This is a genomic window from Streptomyces sp. NPDC003248 (genome assembly GCF_055563235.1).
Genome location: NZ_JBVHDT010000002.1, coordinates 587,517 through 605,519, shown reverse-complemented (window position 1 = coordinate 605,519; position 18,003 = coordinate 587,517). Strand labels below are relative to the sequence as shown.

Here is an 18,003-nt window from a genome sequence, read left to right as displayed (position 1 = left end):
TCGCGTGCCAGATCCTGCGGGGAATCACGGGGAACAGCGGGAACTCGCCTCGGGTGCAACCAGGCGTCCAGCACCACCCCGCCGCAGGTCAGCGGAGCAACAGCCGTCAAGAAACCCAAGCTTCCCAAGCTGATGGCTCGGCGCCGGCCTTGACTCGATCAGTGGGCGCTGATCGGCTTGGCCCATGGCCGTGGACCCCAGGGAATACGACAAGGCGATGCCGATCGTGGCAGCCCACCTCGCAAAGATCGAGCGGGCGGTTAGCCGGACCCGCGCCTCACATGCGGGGCAGCCGTTCGCGGCGGTCCATCAGGCATTGACCGAAGCGCTGCGAGACGAGGGCGCCCAACGCGTCGTGCCCCAGGTCGTTGAGGAGTTTGCGCGCCAAATCTCTGGGGCAGTTGCCGGGTCCTCCGGAGCTGTGGGGTGAGTGTCTAACTGCGTGACACCGCCCGCGCACAGCGGCGGACACCCATGGGCGCCCACGGACGATCGCCGCAGGTGCGCAGTGTCCTGGCCCAAGTCGGAGTCCCTGCTCAAGTTGCTTCGGGACGAAGAGGTCATCCAAGGTCTCACCGCTACGCTTCCGCCGGCGCGGCTTGCTCTGGGCGACGGCATGGCAGCGTGGCTGAGGCCGGTGGGGGTGCAGCGAGGCACACGCGTGCGTGATCGGTCGGCGCACCCGCCGTCGTGGCTGACTGTCGTCGGCTGAGCTTCGTGCCACTGCCGTGCCAGATGCAGGGGTCAGCCACGGTCAACAGGGTCGTCTGGCGGTCGAGTTCCCGGCAGCCTGACGAGGTATCGAAGCCCCAGCTCAGCGGCACGATGTCCCAGCCTCTCTCCTAAAGCGGTGCTCAGCTCCCTCCGTGCAGTGCGCTACTGATCTCCAGAAGGCGCTCCTTGGGCAGAGTGAAGGCGTTGCTTGGGTTTCGGTAGGAGTGCCCACCGTCGTTGATCCAGATGCCGCCTGCCGACCTCCACCGAGCGGGAGCCCATTGGCCCTGGTTCTCAAGAAGCATCCTTGCCACCTCGGCAGGCTCTTCGATCAGGGTGAGAGCGGCGAGCGCAGAGGTAAGGGCCGCGGCTGCGTCGTCGGGAAGCAGCGCGTCGCCGAGTGTGGGGAAGAGCAGCAAGAGACGGGCGTCAGCGTCACCAATGCCTTCTGTTGCCGACTGCCGAGCAGCGGACAACAGTTCCGGCCAGGCCATGCCGGGTCCCATGAAGTGACCATCGTCCACGGCGAGGGTTTCCGCTTCGGACCAAGCCGGCTGATGTATCAGATAGTCCACGCCCCATTCGTCCACGAAGTTGCGGTAGACGACGTAGATGGTGTGACCAGAGCACAGGGGCACGCTGAACACCGGCCATTCATGCTCGTCGGACAGCACGCGATACAGCTCCATGGCCGCGTCCCAGTCGGCGCCGAACGCGGCTCGTTGTGCGTCCTCCCCACGCAGGCAGGAGCCGAGGTGCACGGGCCAGAACAACGGGTCGTCCAGGTAGGCGTCGCCCCGGACCAAGGGGCCGCCTTCGTATCCGGGGATCTTGAGCACGTGCAGATGATGGCACGCGGGACAGCCACGGCGTCAGGAGCAAGGCTCGCCCTCTTCCGTCTCAGTTACCGTCTCATTCAGTGTCGTTCGCGGACGTTCAGACGAGACCGGAGCCAGTAGCCCCTAGCTCAACCGGCCGCCCATGAACGCAGGTGAACGGCCCCACCCAAGGGCCCCGCAGCCACCAGCACAGTTGGAAAGCGTGCGCCTGCCGTCGCCTGGCGAGAGAAGTAGTGCGCGGCCGACGCTGGCAGGTCATCGCTTGGCCATCGACGAAGCCCAGCCGTCGGTTAGGTCCCGGACGAGTCCCCGGGCCGCCCCCAGACAGGCCAGGGATGCAACCATTCCCTTCAGAGCTGGAACCCCCGGAAGCCGACCGCGCGCTTGAGACCATAACTGCAGGGACTGACAACAGATCTGACGGTAAGCGGTCATTTGGTGTCGCCAGTTGGACCCGCACCACAACCGCACCAGATCGGGCGGGGAACAGCGGGGAATGGCGGGGAACGCAGGCGCCGCGGCTAGCGTCGAAACCCAGCCGTTTGCCCAGGTCAGCGCACAAGCGGACCACAAATGATCGCAGCTTCCCAAGCTGAGGGCTCCGGCCGTCGTCACGAGCCGGCCGTGGCCGCTTGCTCTGGTTGACGAAAAACCCCGATAGCGTGGCCGGGGCCGGTGGGGGTGCAGCGAGGCACACGCGTGCGTGATCGGTCGGCGCACCCGCCGTCGTGGCTGGCTTTCGTCGGCTGAGGTTCATGCCACTGCCGTGCCAGATGCAGGGGTCAGCCACGGCCAACGAAAGTGCTCAGGTCGAGTTCTCGGAAGCCTGACCAGGTATCGAAGCCCCAGGGCCCCGCTCCCCGCGCCGCCCCTCTTCTAACGCGGTGATCAACACGACTGCTGTACAGCAGTGAAGTACAGCAACCACCGTGACCGCTGGCGACCGCCAACAGTCGTCAGCGGCCGACCGACCAGCCCGTTGGCCCTCGATGACCCTCCCGCCGAGAGTTCGGGACGAAGAGGTCGTGGGTTCAAATCCCGCCACCCCGACAGTGAAGTACCAGGTCAGGGGCCTGATCCGCTTAGCGGGTCGGGCCCCTGAGTGGTTTCCTGGCTTCCTTGGGAGCCGTTTGGGAGCCGGATTCGGAATCCGGCTCCCCAACATCCCCCCTCACAGGCAGCACCGGGTCCATCATGCGGAGGCGGTCGATCACACGCGCGACTGCGGTGTACGACAGCGCGAAGCGGCTGCTGACACGAACGGCCCGTGCAGGCGCCTTCCTCTCCTGCCACCATCCCCGGGTCCAACCTGCGGGCCCTGCGGCTGACAAGGACGCGTACCCCATGCCGCCTCGATGGGCGTGCGGATCTCGCATCGGTGCGGCGTGCCGGCCGACGGACAGTGCATGGGCGAAGCTCGGTGGCCTTGCCTGATAAGCCGCCCGAATGCCCCCTCACGGCAGGATCAGCTCGTCCAGCGGCCGCGTGGTCACCCCGCCGCTGCCACTTGTCCCCCCTCGCCGCGTTCGGCGCGCTCCACCCACGTGCCGGCCAGTGGCGGGCCGCCCCCGACGCCCCGACCTCCGAGTTCGGGGGCCTTCTCCCCGCAGGCGGCCGAGCAGGGCCTCAGCCGAGTTGGCCTTGCCCTCCCAGCGCGACGGCGTTTACCTCATTGAGTCCAATGGGACCGCTCACGACCGAGTCCACGGAATGGGGCGTGTACAGGACGGTGCTCGCGCGCCCCATCACGACCAGGACGACTCCGAGCCGCCCTCCAAGGGAACAGACCTTGCCAGTGATCACCGCGGCGTGCCCCTTGGCTTGGTCATGACGCCGGAGGCCAACCTGCAGGATGCAGGCACCCCGGGCGTGGTCGCGTCTGCAATTAGCAGATGAGTACGCATCTTGTGCCCTAAACCCTCGATTAAGAGGAAAATTTGATGGTTAGTTATATGTGGGGTCACCTTCCGTGCTTGAGTGCGTTGTGTAGCAAGTCACCTGCCCGTGAAGGAAGTTATCCTTGAGCATCACTGTCGACTCGTCGCGCCTCTCTCTCGTGCGCGAGGAGTCCACCTATCTGGCGATCCGCACCAGCCAGGGCGGTCGGACCGTCTACACGACGCGCATCCCGCTCGCCGACCTCTCGGTCATCCTCACCATCCCCGACCCGGCCAAGCCGGACCCGGACAACCGCAAGGTGGACATCAACCACGCCAAGGGCTTCGGCCAATACCTCGCCGACAACCCCGGCTGGGTGGCTCCGGCCCTCCTCATCCGCGACACCGGCGGCTGCCGCTTCGAGCCGATCAGCGAAGACGGTTCGGTCGGTTACCTCACCGTCCCGTGGTCCATCGGCGGCATCGGGCGCCTGATCACGATCGACGGCCAGCACCGCATCCTCGGGGTCCACCTGGAAAAGAAGCGCATCACGGACGAGGTCTCCCGCATCGACCGGGAGATCCACCGCGCCAACGAGGCTAAGAAGGCAAGGCTGGAGCAGGACCGCGAGGCCCTGATCGGCCGAATGCAGCGACTCAAGGACGAGTTCGTCGGCATCGACATCTACGTGGAGCGCGACGGTGTCATGGGCCAGCAGATGTTCGTCGACGTCGCGGACAACGCCAAGGGCATCTCCGGTGCCGTCCGGGCCCGCTTCGACACCTCACGCATCGCCAACCGCACGCTCAGCGACATCGTCACCCACCCCCTCTTCCTGGGCAAGGTCGACATCGAGCGGGACCGGATGACCCTGACCAACCGCAACCTGATGGGCGCGAAGCACGTCGCCGACATCACGCGGGCCGTCATCGCCGGTCCCGGTGGCCGCGTCAGCAAGAAGGTCGAGTCGCTGACCGACAACGAGGTCATCGAGAGCGTCCGCAGCTTCCTGGATGTCATCTCCATCGCTTTCACCGCGCTCGCGGAGATCACCGAGGAGGACGTGGACAACTACGACCCCTCGCTCTCCGAGAAGAAGAAGAACGAGCCGCCGGCGCCCCCCACCAAGGCCATGAGGCTGCGCGAGTCCTCGCTCCTGGGCTCTGTGGGCATGCTCCGCGTCCTGGGCGGCGTCTACCGCAACCTGCGGGAGGACGGCGCCGAAGACGGTGACATCCAGGAGTTCTTCAAGCGGCTCGACCGGCACATGACCGCCCCTGTCACCGAGGACAGCATCTGGCGTACTACGGCCGCGAACGAGGACTTCGAGCCGAACGCCTCCGCCCCGATCATGCGTCAGCAGAACGTTGTGCACCTGACCAAGGTGATCACGGACTGGTACAAGAAGGCCCCGGCCGCCATCTGATCCACCAGCAACACCAGAGCCCCCTCCACATCTCACGCGGAGGGGGCTCCTTGCTTCCCAACGTACCCGACGGAAAATCGAGTGCACGTGTCCGACCAACCCGAGGACCGCACACCCGATGGCGCCCTCGTTCCGGCTTGAAAACGACATTGGGCCGATCAGCGCCATCTCATATGGCGCCAGACTGCTATTGCGCTCCGAATGCTAGGTCTCCGCGATCTCCGGGTGCGGCACCGCCCCGGCGTACGGCCGACCCAGCTCGTTCCCCGTGGTCTTGGTCGTCACGCAGCCACAGCCTCTTCCTCATTACTGCAGTGCCGCGCGACACCGTTGCGGGGCACCGTGGAACTACCGGAGGGAGACCGCCCGTGCGCGCAGGAGGTCGTTGAGCACGCGCACTGGCGACGTCGAACATAGGGCCAGCCGGGCGTCGAGCGCCGCCTCCCACTGCTCGGTCAGTCCGAGCATGAGACGCTTGCGCATGCCAGGAGTGACGTGGGCATAGCGCGCCGAGACGGAGCCATCGATGTGGCCCATGCGTTCGTCCATGAGGACCTTCTCGGTGCCGAGGTCCTCCATCACGGTCCGGTGGGTGTGGCGAAGGCCGTGGGGTGTGAGGCCCTTGGCGATGGGAAGCCAGCAGGCGTCGGCCCGGTCACTGGCGCCACGTCCTCGGGCCGGGACTCCGGGCCAGGGCTCGCCGAGCAGCGGGACGGGGCGGGCTTCCTGCGGCGCCTTCTTCGGGTACCAGCCCGAGGCTGCCGGTGTGAACAGCCACGTCGCGAAGCCGTTTCGACGCCAGTGAGCTGCGTGCTGCGGCACCGCGCCGCCCCGTGCGAACCCCAGGTCCGCGATGGCCTGCTCCACCCTCATCCGCTTGGCTTCGGTGACGCGGTCGGGGTGGTTGAGGACGTTGGACACCGTGCCCGTGGAGACTTCGGCACGGCGTGCGACGTCGATGAGCTTCGCGCCCTGGTGGCCTCCGGTGCGGGCCGCGCCCTGGCCTCGGAAGACGTAGGTCATGCCGTGACACAGGCAGGGTTTCGGCTTCGTGCGGGCGACGTGGTTGGCGACCAAGGCCGACAGCCAGTCCATCGCATCGATCTTGCGATAGCTGTCGTCCTTTGGCGGACAGCGCACGAGCTCGCCGGTGTCGAGTTCGTACAGCTGCCACTCGACGCGGACGGAGCCTGAGCGGGCGAACCCCGCCTCAAGGCCGACGATTTCGCCCCAGCGCATGCCGGTGTAGCCCTTGAGGACGACGGCGACGAACTCGTCGTCGCGGCCGGAGAGCAGGGCGGCCCGTTCGGCGGTCAGCAGGATGCCGAGCGGGTCGGTGACGACCTTCTCCGGGCCGCGGTCGCGGGAGCGGCCAGCGCGCTTGCCGCGCCCGCGACGTCGAGCGGCCGGGTTGGACGTAATCAGCCCCTCGTCGATCGCGTCCTCGAAGATCAGATGGAGCGTCGAGCGCCAGGTTTTGACACTGGAGGCCGCGTACGCGGCCTTCTCCTTCTTCTCCCACAGGTCGACGTCCGTGCGCAGGATGCCGGCGAGCGCCTTGTCCTCAAAGTCGGGGAGCAGGTGCTCCTCGATGTGGCGTTTGTAGTTCTGCATGGTCGAGGCGGCGAGGTCCTGGGCCTCGTACCAGCGGTTCGCGTACTCGCCGAAGGTCTCCTGGCCGAGTGACGGGTCGCGCCAGTCGCCGCGCCGGTACTTGTTCTCGGCCTCGCTCGCGGCGCGCTGGGCCTCGCCCTTGGTGGCGAACCGGATCGCCTTGCCGTTCTCGTCGGCGACCGTGAGGTGCATGCCGGGCGCGGTCTTGTACCGGCCGCGCCAGTAGTTTCCACGCTTCTCCGCGAAACCCAACTTCCCTCTTCCTCCTTGCTCTTGCCTCGTCGCTGGGTGCGGGCGCGCTACACGACGGTCTCGTACTGGGTACGGCGCGGCGGCCGGGCCCGCAGATGCCCCGTCGTCGCGGCCGTAGTCGGCCGAGAAGACTGGGTGGCGCGAGTTCGTGCAGCGGGAGGACTTGTTACTGCTGGACCAGCCGGCGCACTGCTGAAGGATCGCTTCGGGCGCTCTTCGTGGAGGCGGACGATCTCGGCGAGGTGTGCGGCGGTGAAGCGGTAGGCGCGGCCGACGCGGGTGTGCGGGATGAGGCCGCGCCGAGCACGGTCCTTGACCCACCAGGCGGAACAGCCGAGGGCTTCGGCGATTTCTTCGGGGCGGTAGAGACGGGGCAAGGGGGCTCCGCCCTCGGTGCCGGGAAAGCGGCGTACGAGGGCAGGGGGTATCTCGGAGTGGTACAAGAAGAGTGGATCCTAACTCGGTTGGGGGCCTGCTCACTCAGCAGTGCTGGGCGGCCTTCGTCACATGGCGGTCGGTCCCTGCAGCAGCACGAGGGGCGAGACGCGGAGGGCCTGGGCGAGGGCGACGAGGTCGTCGGTGTCGCAGCGGCGTTGGGCACGTTCGATGCGGGACAGCATCGTGTTGGACATCGGGCGGCCGATGGCGGTGACTCGGGCGGCCAACTCTCGTTGGGCGAGACCGCGTTCGGTACGGAGGATTTCGATGGTGCGGGCGGTCCGTATTCCGGCCGGACCGATTTCCAGGGATCGTGCTGCCATAGCTCCAATTGGAACTCGTATTCGCCGGTTTGGTAAACCGGCGATCGTCGGCTATGTTACGCCCGGCCGGGCAGGGGGAGTTGCCGCGGGTTGGGTTCCGGGCAGTCGGCGGGTGGGGGCTACATCCGGCGGACGGGTGCTCTGACATGGGATGTTGTGTTGTAGCTTGGGCTCCGACGGAGGTCAACGGCTTCCCGATGTGATCCTTCTGGCTCGGCCCCGTGGGCAACCAATTTCTGCAACCGGAAGGCGGGCATGTGAGATGGCCGTCCCTATAGGAGATGAGTTCCACAGTTAGGTGCGTCTTGCGAGCCAAGTCCCGTCGATGGCCGAACCACCTCCCTGGATCCTGGGCGTCGGCCGCCGTGCCGATCGAGATAGAGATCCTTAGGATTCCGTCAACGAAGTCGAGGGGGAATGCCTTGTCCAGCTCCAGTGATCAACCAGACGGCACGCATCAACCGCCGGCTTTGGCCGTACCCTTCGAGTCGGTTATCAGCAGCGTCAAACGCGGCTACGCCGTCAAGGGCCAAGCATCTGAGGGGGCTTACGCGGCCGATCAGCCGGGGGCCGTCCGATTGGTATGGCTCAGGCATCTCGGCCGGGACGGGTCGATCGCCGAACCCGACGAGGAAGCCGATGTCTGGCGGGACGATGTGCCGGACCGCTTTCACCTTCAAGCCGGCGACCTACTGCTGTCCGAAGTGGTCACTGGTCGTCCCAAGGCCGCCCGTGTTGAGGAACACGACCTGCCTGCGACTGCCGTCGGCAGCATCCTCGTCCTGCGCCCTGTCGGCACTCTGACCGCGGAGCACGCTCGCCTGATCCTCGCCTTCCTGCGCTCCGAAGACGTCGGCCGCCTGACAAAAGGCTCGTTTGGCCGGATGCGACTCTCGCCCAAGGACCTCCATTCGCTCATGCTGCCGAAGGCTGACGAAGCACTCTCAGCCGCGCTCGACGAACTAGACACGGCTGGTCGGCGGATGAGTGGCTGGAGCGCTGAAGCAACGACCCTGGCCGGATCCGTCTTCGACATGGACGTAAGCCTGGAGGATGCCCGGCGATCCATCATTGAGGCTGGCCAGCTCACCCGTTTGCGAGCTGAAGCGGCTGCCCAGCTGGATGATCCCGGCTATATCGTCCGCACGCGATTCCCCTACCCGGTCGCGCTACGGTGGCGGGAAGTCGAGGCTCGGATGAGCGCAGAGGACCTCGGGCCAGCCTACGAAGCCGTTCTTGAAGCAGCCGAAGTCCTGTTGGGTTACAGCGCCCTGGTCACCGGGGCCCTCGCACAGGAAGCCACCATCGAGCTCACCTCCATAGGGGCGCTTCAGCGCAAGCTGTCCAGTGCACCGGGGGGTCCAGGGCTGGGAGAGTGGACCGCTGTCCTGCAGGAAATCAGCGGGAACAGGAAGCGGCGGGGGCTGCGGATGGATCACCCTCTCCACGAACTGGGAACCCTTCTCGGCAGTGATGAAGCCCAGCAGGCGCGTGGTCGCCTCGCAGACCGACGGAATGCCAAGGCCCACGGGCGTGGACCCGACGCCGTCACTCTTCCCGCCGCTGTGGAGGAAGCGTTCCGTGACCTCTCACTCCTGGTGTTCCGCGCCCGATTCCTCGCTGACCTACCCCTCATCCACGTGACATCCGCGAGCTGGGACGCCTTCCAAGGTGAGGCAACGATCATGCTCCGACGCCTCATGGGCGACCACCCGGTAGTACCCACATCGACCATGCAGTACGCAAGCAACGAAATCGAAAGAGGAAGTCTGTACCTCGCGGACCGTGACCACCGCCTATACCTTCTGAGGCCCTTCCTCACCTGCGAGGTGTGCGAGACATGCCATACGTGGTCGACCTTCCACGCGGACAAGGAGAAGGGCAGCCTGGTGCAGAAAAGCCTTGAACACGGCCATCACTACCCCTACAGAGGAAACACCCAAGTCCTTCAGCAGGCCGGCTTGCTCTAATCGGGAGATGCCGAGACCGGTAGACGGTCAACCACAGCGGGTGCTCAGTGGCAGAGAACCGTGTTGTGGACGTGCATCCGGTAGAGCAGTCGCAGTAACAGCTGGGCCCAGCAACGCCTGCCTGCTGGGCCCTGTCCGCGTTGTACCCCTCAGGAAAGAGACCCCTCCTCCGCGCTGCGCGGCTACCGTGATCGGCCATGAGACTGAAGCCAGGGATCACTCTGGAGCACGCCCAAGAAGAGCTGCGCGAAGCCCTAAACCTGCTGACGAACGCGCAATCCGGCCAGAGGTACGAGTCGCCTTGGCAGAGCTACATGATCGCGGTCGACCAGGCCCTGCCGCATCTGGCCGTGTTCACCGAGCCTGACCTCGCCAGCGGCCTGTTGTCCCCCACGTACTGGCATCTGCTCCCCGTCGCCGGGATTGGACCGGAGGCTGGCCGCGTGGTCTACCGCGAGTTGCGCACACAGATCGCGACGCTTGAGCTGGCTGAGGAAGAGCTACTACAGCTCAAGCAGTACGCGGTGCGCCCCGGCGTGCCGGTGGTCCTGGACACCAACATTCTGAACTGGTGGGAGCAGCCCCACACCATCAACTGGCGTCAGCTCTTCAAAGACGAGGGCATTGACGCCTCGTCCGCCCGCCTCGTGGTGCCCCTTGTCGTCATTGAGGAGCTGGACCGGCAGAAATACGGCGCAGGATTGCTGGCCAAGCGCGCCGCCACCGCGATCCGTTATCTCGACCACAAGTTGACTGGCATCACCCCTGGCGAGCCGGTGAAACTCACCGACAACGCCACCCTTGAAGTCAGCCTCGGCACGAGGCACGGCCAACCCGGCACGGAGGCGGACACAGCCATCCTGACGTGCGCTGCCGATCTCGACCAGTTGCTTCCGAACGCAGGCACGCGAGTGCTGACCGACGACACAAACATGCGTCTGCGCGCCGCGCACATGGGTCTGCAGACTCTGCACCTACCCGAGCGGCATCGCAAGCCGGGCACAGCCATGAGTGACACAGAACCCTGAGATCACAGCGCACTGAGGGCCTCATCGCATTGCAGTAGGGGCCCTCATGGCCATGATCGGACCGGCGCGGACCTGGGCAGACGGCCTCCGTCCGCCAGCCCATGCTGGGCTCCGACCAGGACTTCCTCTCACGGCTCGCACCGGCAACCACAGCGGCGGGTAGCCCCACGGGGTACACGACTGGTAGAGGCCGGCGAGAGAGCGGGTACTGGGGCTGGGGAAAGCGCAAGGGGCTCCGTCAGTCCCTGCGCGTAGCGTGAGCCCTGTCCGGCCCGAGAACAGGAGCAGGGATGTTCGAACGCGACGTGAACTTTCCGTGGGCTGTCGCCAGCAACGACACCGAAGGTGTGGACGCGGCCATCGACTGTTGCTGCGAGCGCATGGAGGACGGCGACACGCTCACCGTGTGGACCAGCCTCAAGTCCAACCTGCAGAACTGCTCCGAGTTGGAACAGCTCGTGTCCCGACACTCCAACGTCGAGCACGTCACCGGCAGGGGCGGCGGGTTCATCCGCGGAGACGGTCCGGTCCTCATGGCCTGGCCGAACATGGCGGACATCGGGAAGCTGGTGCAGTACGGCGGCCACCGCATCCGGGCCCTTTGCGTGATCACGTGGAACGAAGACGAGATCAGGCCGTGGGTGGCAGCCGTCGGCCCATCGGTCCTCGGCGACGGCTCGGCGTGGGAAGAGCTGACGCCGGAACTCGACCCCGTCGTAGTTGAAGCCCTGAAGAGTTTGACGAAGACCATCAACCACAACAACACGATCTCAGCCGGTTACGAGAAGGACATGGTCGTAAGCAGCCTGCTTGCACTGCACGGCGCCAGCATCCCGATGGACGGTGAGGCCATGCAGGGGTGGGCTCTCGCCCATGGATGGTCGGGCAAGAACCCCGAGCGCCTCGCCAAGTATGTGGAGGACATCAACGCAGGGAAGCGTCCACGATGCCGCCCCATGCTCCGTCCGGACTACGTCGACAGCCTTCGTAGCCGAGCCGCGGACAACGCATAGGACCGCACAGTGACCACCGTCCTAGTGACGGGGCTCCGTGGGAGCCATCTGGGAGCCAACCCGCTCCCCGAGCCCCTTCGAGACCACCCGAGACCACGACAGCCCAACGCGCTGACCAGGGAAAACACCATCCATGCTGGCAAGATCAGCACCCGAACCTCATTCGGGACGAAGAGGTCGTGGGTTCAAATCCCGCCACCCCGACAGCTGAGTAGCAGATCAGAGGGCCCTTACCGGGTAGGTAAGGGCCCTCCGGCATTGCTGCGCGTCTAACTGCGTGACTATCGATTCCTGAATGCTTGCTGCGTGACTACGGCTGCTGCGGCACGGCTCCGAAGACGCCGTCCATGACCACGGCACCGGTCTGGATCACGGACCTGTGCCGGAGCTCCCGCGGTGTCCACGCACGGGGGAAGTCGGTGCGCTCGCGGCGGGCGCGGGTGGGGCGCAGTACCCGGACCATGTCATGGGCGGCGCGCGTCGCTACGATCACGGGTCATGGATTGGCTGGAGCGCGCCGCGAGTCTGAGGCAATGGAGCCGGGACGGGGTACGGGCACCGCACAAGCCGTTGCTGCTGCTGTACGCGCTGGGCCGTTTCCAGGCCGACCCCGAGGGCGAGTTGCGCTACAGCGTGGTGGAAGCCGATCTGAAGCAACTGCTGGCGGAGTACGGCCCCACGCGCGGGACCACCCCCGCCTACCCCTTCCACCACCTGGCCAACGACGGGGTGTGGGAGGTACGCACCGACCGCGGCCCTGGCAGCCCCGGCACCGCCGTCACGGAACTGCGGGCCGGCGGCGCCACCGGGCGCCTGACCCCCGACCTGCGCGCGGCACTGCGCCGTGAGCCCTCCCTCCTGGACCGCATGGCAAGGGTCCTGCTGGACCTGCATTTCCCGCCCTCGCTCCACCCGGACCTGTGCGAGGCGGTCGGTCTGGAACTGGAGCCGGCGGAGATCCAGGCACTCGCCGCTCCCGAGCAACGCCGGCGCGACCGCCGTATGCGGGAGTTGGTCCTGACCGCCTACGACTACCGATGCGCCTTCTGTGGTTACGACGGCATGATCGGCACCGCGTCCGTAGCCCTGGAGGCCGCACACGTGCGGTGGTGGGCCTACGACGGCCCGGACGACGTCGACAACGGCCTGTGCCTGTGCTCCCTGCACCACAAGCTCTTCGACAAGGGAGTCCTCGGCATAGGCGACGGCCACCGCGTCCTGGTCTCCCAGCACTTCGTGGGCCGCAGCACCGCCGCCCGCGACCACGTCACCGCACTCGCCGGCCGCCCCCTCATCGGCCCCCAGCCCGGCATCCGGCGCGTCGCGGATACCCACCGCACCTGGCACACCAGCCAGGTCTTCAGGGGCTCCCCACGCCCTAGCGCCGCCTGACTTCGCGCTCAGCGCCGAGGGCTGTCGGTGTCCGGCGCTTCGTCGGTGGTGCCGCGGCCGCTGTGGAGGATCTCCCTCTGCCGGCGGTGTCGTGGCTGGGTGTGCAACCGCCAGTAGTGTTCGGCGATGGCATCCGGGTCGAAGGCCGTTCCGGGGGCGACCGGTCCGTCGATGGTGACCGTGGCCACGTGTACGCCGGACCCGCCGTACTGGTCGTCCAGCAAGGTCACCAAGGTCCGCACCCCGGCCTTGCCCAGTGAGAGGCTGACGTACTGGGGCTTCGGTTCAGGCATTCCGCCGGTGATGAGGAACGAACCGTTGCCACGCTCGGCCATGGCCGGCACCACGTGCGCCGCGGCGGTGATCGCTCCGACCACGTTGACCGCCCAGGTGTCCAGATGTGCGCGTACCGACAGCTCACCGAGCGCGTCCGGCCGGACGGCCGCCGCGTCGTACACCACGACGTCGGGCAGGCCGAACACGTCGATCGCGGTGTCCAGCGCGGAGCGAAGGGCGGGCGCGTCGGTGCTGTCGGCCACCACAGCGGTGACCGGTGTCCCGCTGGAGGCGACGGCGTCGGTCACCGCCTCCAGGGTTCTCTCGGACCGCGCCACCAGCGCGACCGGCAGGCCCTCGCGCGCGAAGCGGCGAGCGACGGATTGCCCGACCCCCGGCCCCGCTCCGACGATCACCGCTCCAGGCATGGTGTTCCCCTTCGTCGTCAGAGCTTCCGGCGGAGGAAGGCTAAGGTCTCTCATCGGTGTGAAGGTCAACCGCGGACGGGGAGTCGACGCGCTGCTCGACGCGGCCCTGCGGCACTCCCACGACACGGTCGTCGAGGGGTAGTCGCAGGCCTCCTGAGACCGTCGGCCGCGGGGTGGTTCCGGGGGGGCCGATCCGGGGGTGACCGGGGAGCCCGGTCCGCAATGCGGCTGCCGAGGGCTGCCCGCTGCGGATGCGTTCGCTGCCCAGCGTGGCCGCCGGCAGCGGAAAAGAGAAAAGGAAAGGAGACACCCGCTCCTTTCCACTCTCAACGTATAGCGCACCGGGGGGCTTGCGGCAAGGCCCCCTCCGTGGCGCAGAATCGCCCGCCAAGGGTCGGGAGCTGCGGAAACGAGGATGTGGAAAGCGTGCGGTGCGGTCCAGACCTCGTATGCCTCGCCCTGCCGCGCCTGAACCGGTCGCCGGCGACCGAAGCGAACCCCTCCCCCAGCGACCTCTCTCCCGGAGTTGACGACGTGACACCCCTGACCACCAGTGCGTTCGACCTTCCCCAGCGTCTCGCGCCCAAGGCCGACCCGGCGCTGATCGCCCGTGACGAGCGGCACTTCGCGGCCGTCGCGGAGTGTCTGGAGCAGTCGATCGCCGAGGTGTCCGCCCGCCTCGACGCCGAGCGCAGGGCACCCGGCGGTCTCGGCCGGCAGGCGATGGACCGGGACGCGGAGATCCACCGGCTGACCGCCCGTCTGCGCACGCTGCGGCGCTTCGGGCTGGACCTGTGCCTCGGCCACATGGTGAGCGCGGACGACCCCGAGCCCGTGTACGTCGGACGGCTCGGCCTCACCGACAGCACGGGCCGCCGGCTGCTGGTCGACTGGCGCTCCCCCGCGGCCGAGCCGTTCTTCGGGGCCACCCACGCCGACCCGATGGGGCTGGCGAGCCGCCGCAGGTACCGCTGGACCCGCGGCCGGATCAGCGACTACTGGGACGAGGTGTTCACCGCGGACGGCTTCGCCGGGCACGCCGCGCTCGACGACCAGTCCGCCTTCATCGCCAGCCTGGGCGGCAACCGGTCGCCCCGGATGCGGGACGTGCTCGGCACCATCCAGGCCGACCAGGACGCCATCATCCGCGCGGGTTCCCGTGGCGCCCTCGTCGTCGACGGCGGTCCGGGCACGGGCAAGACCGTCGTCGCCCTGCACCGCTCCGCGTACCTCCTCTACTCCGACCCCCGTCTCGGTCACCGGCGGGGCGGCGTGCTGTTCGTCGGCCCGCACCGGCCGTACCTGGCCTACGTCGCCGACGTCCTCCCCAGCCTCGGGGAGGAGGGCGTGCAGACCTGCGTCCTGCGGGACCTCGTCGCCGAGGGGGCCACGGCGACGGTCGAGGCCGATCCGGACGTGGCCCGCCTGAAGTCGGACGCGAAGCTGGTGGGGGCGATCGAGAAGGCCGTCCGGTTCTACGAGGAACCGCCCACCGAGGGGATGACGGTCACGACCCACTGGTCGGACATCCGGCTGACCGCCGAGGACTGGGCCGTGGCGTTCGAGGCGGCGGAACCCGGCACTCCGCACAACGAGGCGCGCGAGCAGGTCTGGGAGGAACTGCTCACGATCCTGAAGGACAAGCACGACGACCAGCACGACGCCGGAGACGACGGCGACGACGTCCCGCCCGCCCTGTTCCGCAGGTCGCTGTCGCGGAACAGGGAACTCCGCACCGCGTTCCACCGCGCGTGGCCGCTGCTCGAAGCGGCCGACCTCGTCTCGGACCTGTGGTCGGTCCCCGCGTACCTGCGGATGTGCGCCCCCTGGCTCGGCGCCGACGACGTACGGCGGCTCCAGCGCGCGGACCCCCAGGCCTGGACGGTGTCCGACCTGCCGTTCCTGGACGCGGCACGGCAGCGGCTCGGCGACCCGGAGACGGCGCGGCGCAAGCGCCGGCACCGCGCCGCCATCGACGCGCAGCGCGAGCGGATGACCCAGGTCGTCGACAACCTGATCGACGCCGTGGCCGACTCCGGCGCCGACGGTGACGACGGCGAGGGCCTGGTGACCATGCTGCGTGGCGAGGACGCCCAGGTCAGCCTGGTCGACGAGTCCGAACTGCACACCGCCGACCCTGACCTGCTCGCCGGTCCGTTCGCGCACGTCGTCGTGGACGAGGCCCAGGAGCTCACCGACGCGGAGTGGCAGATGCTGCTGCTGCGGTGCCCGTCCCGGAGCTTCACCATCGTCGGGGACCGCGCCCAGGCCAGGCACGGGTTCACGGAGTCGTGGCGGGAGCGGCTGGAGCGGGTCGGCTTCGACCGGATCGACATGGCCGCCCTGAGCGTCAACTACCGCACACCGGAGGAGATCATGGCGGAGGCCGAGCCGGTCATCCGGGCCGTGCTCCCGGACGCCAACGTGCCGGCCTCCATCCGCAGCGGCGGCGTCCCCGTCGTCCACGGGTCCGCCGCGGACCTGCACCCGGTCCTCGACACCTGGCTCGACGCGCACGCCGACGGAACCGCCTGCGTCATCGGCGATCCATCGTTCCGGGCGACGTCCCGGGTCCGGTCGCTGACGCCGGAGTTGTCGAAGGGGCTGGAGTTCGACCTGGTCGTCCTCGTCGACCCGGAGGCGTTCGGCGAGGGCGTCCGAGGGGCCGTCGACCGCTATGTCGCGATGACGCGGGCGACCGGACAGCTCGTCGTCCTCACCAGCCCCTGACGTCTCAGGCGAGGCCCGGAACACCGACCGGAACCTCCGCCCACACCGTCTTGCCCACCGGGTGACGGGCCGCCGTGCCCCAGCGCACGGCCAGGGCGTCCACCAGGAGCAGGCCGCGGCCCGACTCCCCGTCGGGCAGGGGCTCGGGCGGGGCGACGGGCGGCCGTCGCCCGGCGTCCGCGTCGGCGACCTCGACCCGCACCAGGCCCGCCGCCGTGTCCAGACGCAGGCGGAGGTGGGCCTCGTGCCCCGGCACCCGGCCGTGCCGCACGGCGTTCGCGGCCAGCTCGCCCACGACGAGGGCGACCGCGCACGACGCGTCCGACACCGGCGGGTGCCCCCACTCCTCCATCCACCGCACGGCGAGCCGCCGGGCGAGTCGGGCACCTCGTGGCGTCGCGGCGAACCCCGCGTCGGCCGCGGGGAGTTCGGTGCTCGTGCGGGGCCCCTGGCCCGAGGTGGTCGGTCCTGTCAGCACAGCGTGCCCGTCCTTGCCTGTCGTCTCCTCCGACGCCCCGCAGCGTGCGCGAGTCGTCACGTTCCGCACTCAAGGGTCGTCGGACGGCCCTACGCTCGAAAGGTGACAGAGCCTTACCTTTCGGCCCGTAAGGAACGGATGTGACGCCTTGGCCAACGGAATCGACCCCAGTACGTCGATGGCGGCGCTGTTCGGTGCGCGCGTACGCAAACTCCGGACGGCGGCCGGCCTGACCCAGGCGGAACTCGGCCGGAAGACACACGTCGTGAGCACGCGCATCACGCAGATCGAACGCGCCTCCGGAGCGAAACCGACACTGGAACTGGCACGAGCACTGGATGCCGCCCTCGGGGCGGACGATCTGCTGGTGGAATTGTGGCCGTACGTGTACCGGGAGGCGTTCCCGGACTGGTCGCGGAAGTTCATGGCGTACTCGGAGAGGGCGGTGTCCATCGGGGAGTACGCAGCTCATGTGGTGCCCGGTCTGCTGCAGACCGAGAACTACGCGCGAGCCGTCCTGAGCGTCGGCCTGACGCTGAGCAACGAGGCGCAGTTGGAGGAGAGGCTCACCGCTCGCATGGGTCGTCAGGCACGGCTCGAATCGGCTGACCGCCCCAGCCTGTGGGTCGTTCTCGACGAGGCAGTGTTGAGGCGTCCGGTCGGTGGAGTTGCGGTGATGCGCGAGCAGTTGGGGCGGCTGCTGGAGGCCTCGACGGAAGGTCACGTCACCGTGCAGGTGCTGCCGTTCGACCAGGGTGAGCACGACGTGATGGGCGGCTCGCTGACGATCCTCGCGCTGCCCGACGGCTCAGATGTCGCCTACACGGAAGGGGCGCACTACGGCCAACTCGTCGAGGATCCAGCCGAGGTCAGGCGCTTTGCCTTCACCTACGATCGGCTGAGGGCGGCAGCCCTGCCCCCGCTCATGTCGCTCGACATGATCCGATCCGTGATGGAGGGCAACCACCGTGAAGTCAAGGTCCCGTCCCGATCTGAACGGCGCCGTCTGGCGCAGGAGCAGCTACAGCAATCAGGAGGGCGGCAACTGCGTGGAGGTGGCCGACGGGGGCACCGGCCTCGTCCCCGTCCGTGACAGCAAGACGCCCGACGGCCCCGCCCTCACCTTCCGCAACGACTCCTGGTCGGCGTTCATAGGCGAGTTGAAGGCCGCCCGGCACCGGGGCTGAGTCGGCCAGGTACCGGC

Annotated in this window: 15 protein-coding genes; 8 read left to right on the top strand and 7 right to left on the bottom strand. The window is 67.9% G+C overall.

The window, feature by feature from the left end; genetic code table 11:
* Positions 1-854: 854 nt before the first annotated feature.
* A complete protein-coding gene (locus ACZ3KJ_RS08045) occupies positions 855-1,553 on the bottom strand; it encodes a hypothetical protein (protein WP_467525514.1) in 699 nt (232 codons plus the stop codon).
* 2,020 nt (positions 1,554-3,573) lie between these two features.
* Here ACZ3KJ_RS08045 and ACZ3KJ_RS08040 point away from each other — a divergent pair.
* Positions 3,574-4,857, top strand: coding sequence for a DNA sulfur modification protein DndB (locus ACZ3KJ_RS08040; protein ID WP_261679190.1), 1,284 nt, complete (start codon positions 3,574-3,576; stop codon positions 4,855-4,857).
* 348 nt (positions 4,858-5,205) lie between these two features.
* On the opposite strand, the gene ACZ3KJ_RS08035 is transcribed toward ACZ3KJ_RS08040, so the two are convergent.
* The 3 genes from ACZ3KJ_RS08035 to ACZ3KJ_RS08025 all read right to left on the bottom strand — a co-directional run bounded on the left by ACZ3KJ_RS08035 (position 5,206) and on the right by ACZ3KJ_RS08025 (position 7,484).
* Positions 5,206-6,723, bottom strand: coding sequence for a LacI family DNA-binding transcriptional regulator (locus ACZ3KJ_RS08035; protein ID WP_467525511.1), 1,518 nt, complete (start codon positions 6,721-6,723; stop codon positions 5,206-5,208).
* A gap of 47 nt (positions 6,724-6,770) precedes the next feature.
* Positions 6,771-7,151 carry a helix-turn-helix domain-containing protein gene (locus ACZ3KJ_RS08030; RefSeq protein ID WP_392401882.1) on the bottom strand — a complete coding sequence of 127 codons (381 nt, stop codon included), beginning with the start codon at positions 7,149-7,151 and terminating at the stop codon, positions 6,771-6,773.
* A gap of 75 nt (positions 7,152-7,226) precedes the next feature.
* Positions 7,227-7,484: a helix-turn-helix domain-containing protein gene (locus ACZ3KJ_RS08025; protein WP_467525510.1), complete on the bottom strand. Its 258-nt coding sequence runs from the start codon at positions 7,482-7,484 to the stop codon at positions 7,227-7,229.
* Positions 7,485-7,849: 365 nt separating this feature from the next.
* Between ACZ3KJ_RS08025 and ACZ3KJ_RS08020 the strand changes: the two genes are divergently transcribed.
* The 3 genes from ACZ3KJ_RS08020 (at position 7,850) to ACZ3KJ_RS08010 (ending at position 11,495) form a co-directional block, all read left to right on the top strand.
* Complete coding sequence (locus tag ACZ3KJ_RS08020) at positions 7,850-9,454, top strand: restriction endonuclease (protein ID WP_467525509.1); 1,605 nt, start codon at positions 7,850-7,852, stop codon at positions 9,452-9,454.
* Positions 9,455-9,651: 197 nt separating this feature from the next.
* A complete protein-coding gene (locus ACZ3KJ_RS08015; protein ID WP_467525507.1) occupies positions 9,652-10,482 on the top strand; it encodes a PIN domain-containing protein in 831 nt (276 codons plus the stop codon).
* Positions 10,483-10,772: 290 nt separating this feature from the next.
* Positions 10,773-11,495: a hypothetical protein gene (locus tag ACZ3KJ_RS08010; RefSeq protein WP_467525505.1), complete on the top strand. Its 723-nt coding sequence runs from the start codon at positions 10,773-10,775 to the stop codon at positions 11,493-11,495.
* Positions 11,496-11,805: 310 nt separating this feature from the next.
* Here ACZ3KJ_RS08010 and ACZ3KJ_RS08005 read toward each other — a convergent pair whose 3' ends face one another.
* Positions 11,806-11,988, bottom strand: coding sequence for a hypothetical protein (locus ACZ3KJ_RS08005; RefSeq protein ID WP_467525503.1), 183 nt, complete (start codon positions 11,986-11,988; stop codon positions 11,806-11,808).
* 5 nt (positions 11,989-11,993) lie between these two features.
* Here ACZ3KJ_RS08005 and ACZ3KJ_RS08000 point away from each other — a divergent pair, with 5 nt between their 5' ends.
* The gene (locus ACZ3KJ_RS08000) at positions 11,994-12,887 is read left to right on the top strand and encodes a phosphorothioated DNA-binding restriction endonuclease (RefSeq protein ID WP_467525502.1); all 894 of its coding nucleotides are present in this window, start codon (positions 11,994-11,996) and stop codon (positions 12,885-12,887) included.
* Between the two features lie 8 nt (positions 12,888-12,895).
* Here the strand turns inward: ACZ3KJ_RS08000 and ACZ3KJ_RS07995 are convergent, their stop codons facing one another.
* Entirely contained in the window at positions 12,896-13,591 is a 696-nt protein-coding gene (locus ACZ3KJ_RS07995; protein ID WP_467525500.1) for an SDR family NAD(P)-dependent oxidoreductase, read from the bottom strand.
* Between the two features lie 534 nt (positions 13,592-14,125).
* Between ACZ3KJ_RS07995 and helR the strand changes: the two genes are divergently transcribed.
* Positions 14,126-16,321 (top strand): RNA polymerase recycling motor ATPase HelR, encoded by a 2,196-nt coding sequence (helR, locus tag ACZ3KJ_RS07990; RefSeq protein ID WP_467525499.1) that lies wholly within the window; start codon positions 14,126-14,128, stop codon positions 16,319-16,321.
* A gap of 4 nt (positions 16,322-16,325) precedes the next feature.
* Here helR and ACZ3KJ_RS07985 read toward each other — a convergent pair whose 3' ends face one another.
* Positions 16,326-16,799, bottom strand: a complete 474-nt coding sequence (locus ACZ3KJ_RS07985) for an ATP-binding protein (RefSeq protein ID WP_467525497.1) — start codon at positions 16,797-16,799, stop codon at positions 16,326-16,328.
* Between the two features lie 178 nt (positions 16,800-16,977).
* On the opposite strand from ACZ3KJ_RS07985, the gene ACZ3KJ_RS07980 reads away from it, so the two are divergent.
* Both ACZ3KJ_RS07980 and ACZ3KJ_RS07975 read left to right on the top strand, forming a co-directional pair.
* Positions 16,978-17,892 carry a helix-turn-helix domain-containing protein gene (locus ACZ3KJ_RS07980; RefSeq protein WP_467525777.1) on the top strand — a complete coding sequence of 305 codons (915 nt, stop codon included), beginning with the start codon at positions 16,978-16,980 and terminating at the stop codon, positions 17,890-17,892.
* Positions 17,849-17,986 carry a DUF397 domain-containing protein gene (locus ACZ3KJ_RS07975; protein WP_467525495.1) on the top strand — a complete coding sequence of 46 codons (138 nt, stop codon included), beginning with the start codon at positions 17,849-17,851 and terminating at the stop codon, positions 17,984-17,986. Before ACZ3KJ_RS07980 ends, ACZ3KJ_RS07975 begins: the two co-directional genes overlap by 44 nt.
* Positions 17,987-18,003: the final 17 nt, after the last annotated feature.

Coding starts and splice junctions, on each gene's coding strand:
- ACZ3KJ_RS08025 (WP_467525510.1), bottom strand. CDS start 7,484: ATGGCAGCACGATCCCTGGAAATCGGTCCGGCCGGAATACGGACCGCC.
- ACZ3KJ_RS08015 (WP_467525507.1), top strand. CDS start 9,652: ATGAGACTGAAGCCAGGGATCACTCTGGAGCACGCCCAAGAAGAGCTG.
- ACZ3KJ_RS08010 (WP_467525505.1), top strand. CDS start 10,773: ATGTTCGAACGCGACGTGAACTTTCCGTGGGCTGTCGCCAGCAACGAC.
- ACZ3KJ_RS08000 (WP_467525502.1), top strand. CDS start 11,994: ATGGATTGGCTGGAGCGCGCCGCGAGTCTGAGGCAATGGAGCCGGGAC.
- ACZ3KJ_RS07995 (WP_467525500.1), bottom strand. CDS start 13,591: ATGCCTGGAGCGGTGATCGTCGGAGCGGGGCCGGGGGTCGGGCAATCC.
- ACZ3KJ_RS07980 (WP_467525777.1), top strand. CDS start 16,978: ATGGCGGCGCTGTTCGGTGCGCGCGTACGCAAACTCCGGACGGCGGCC.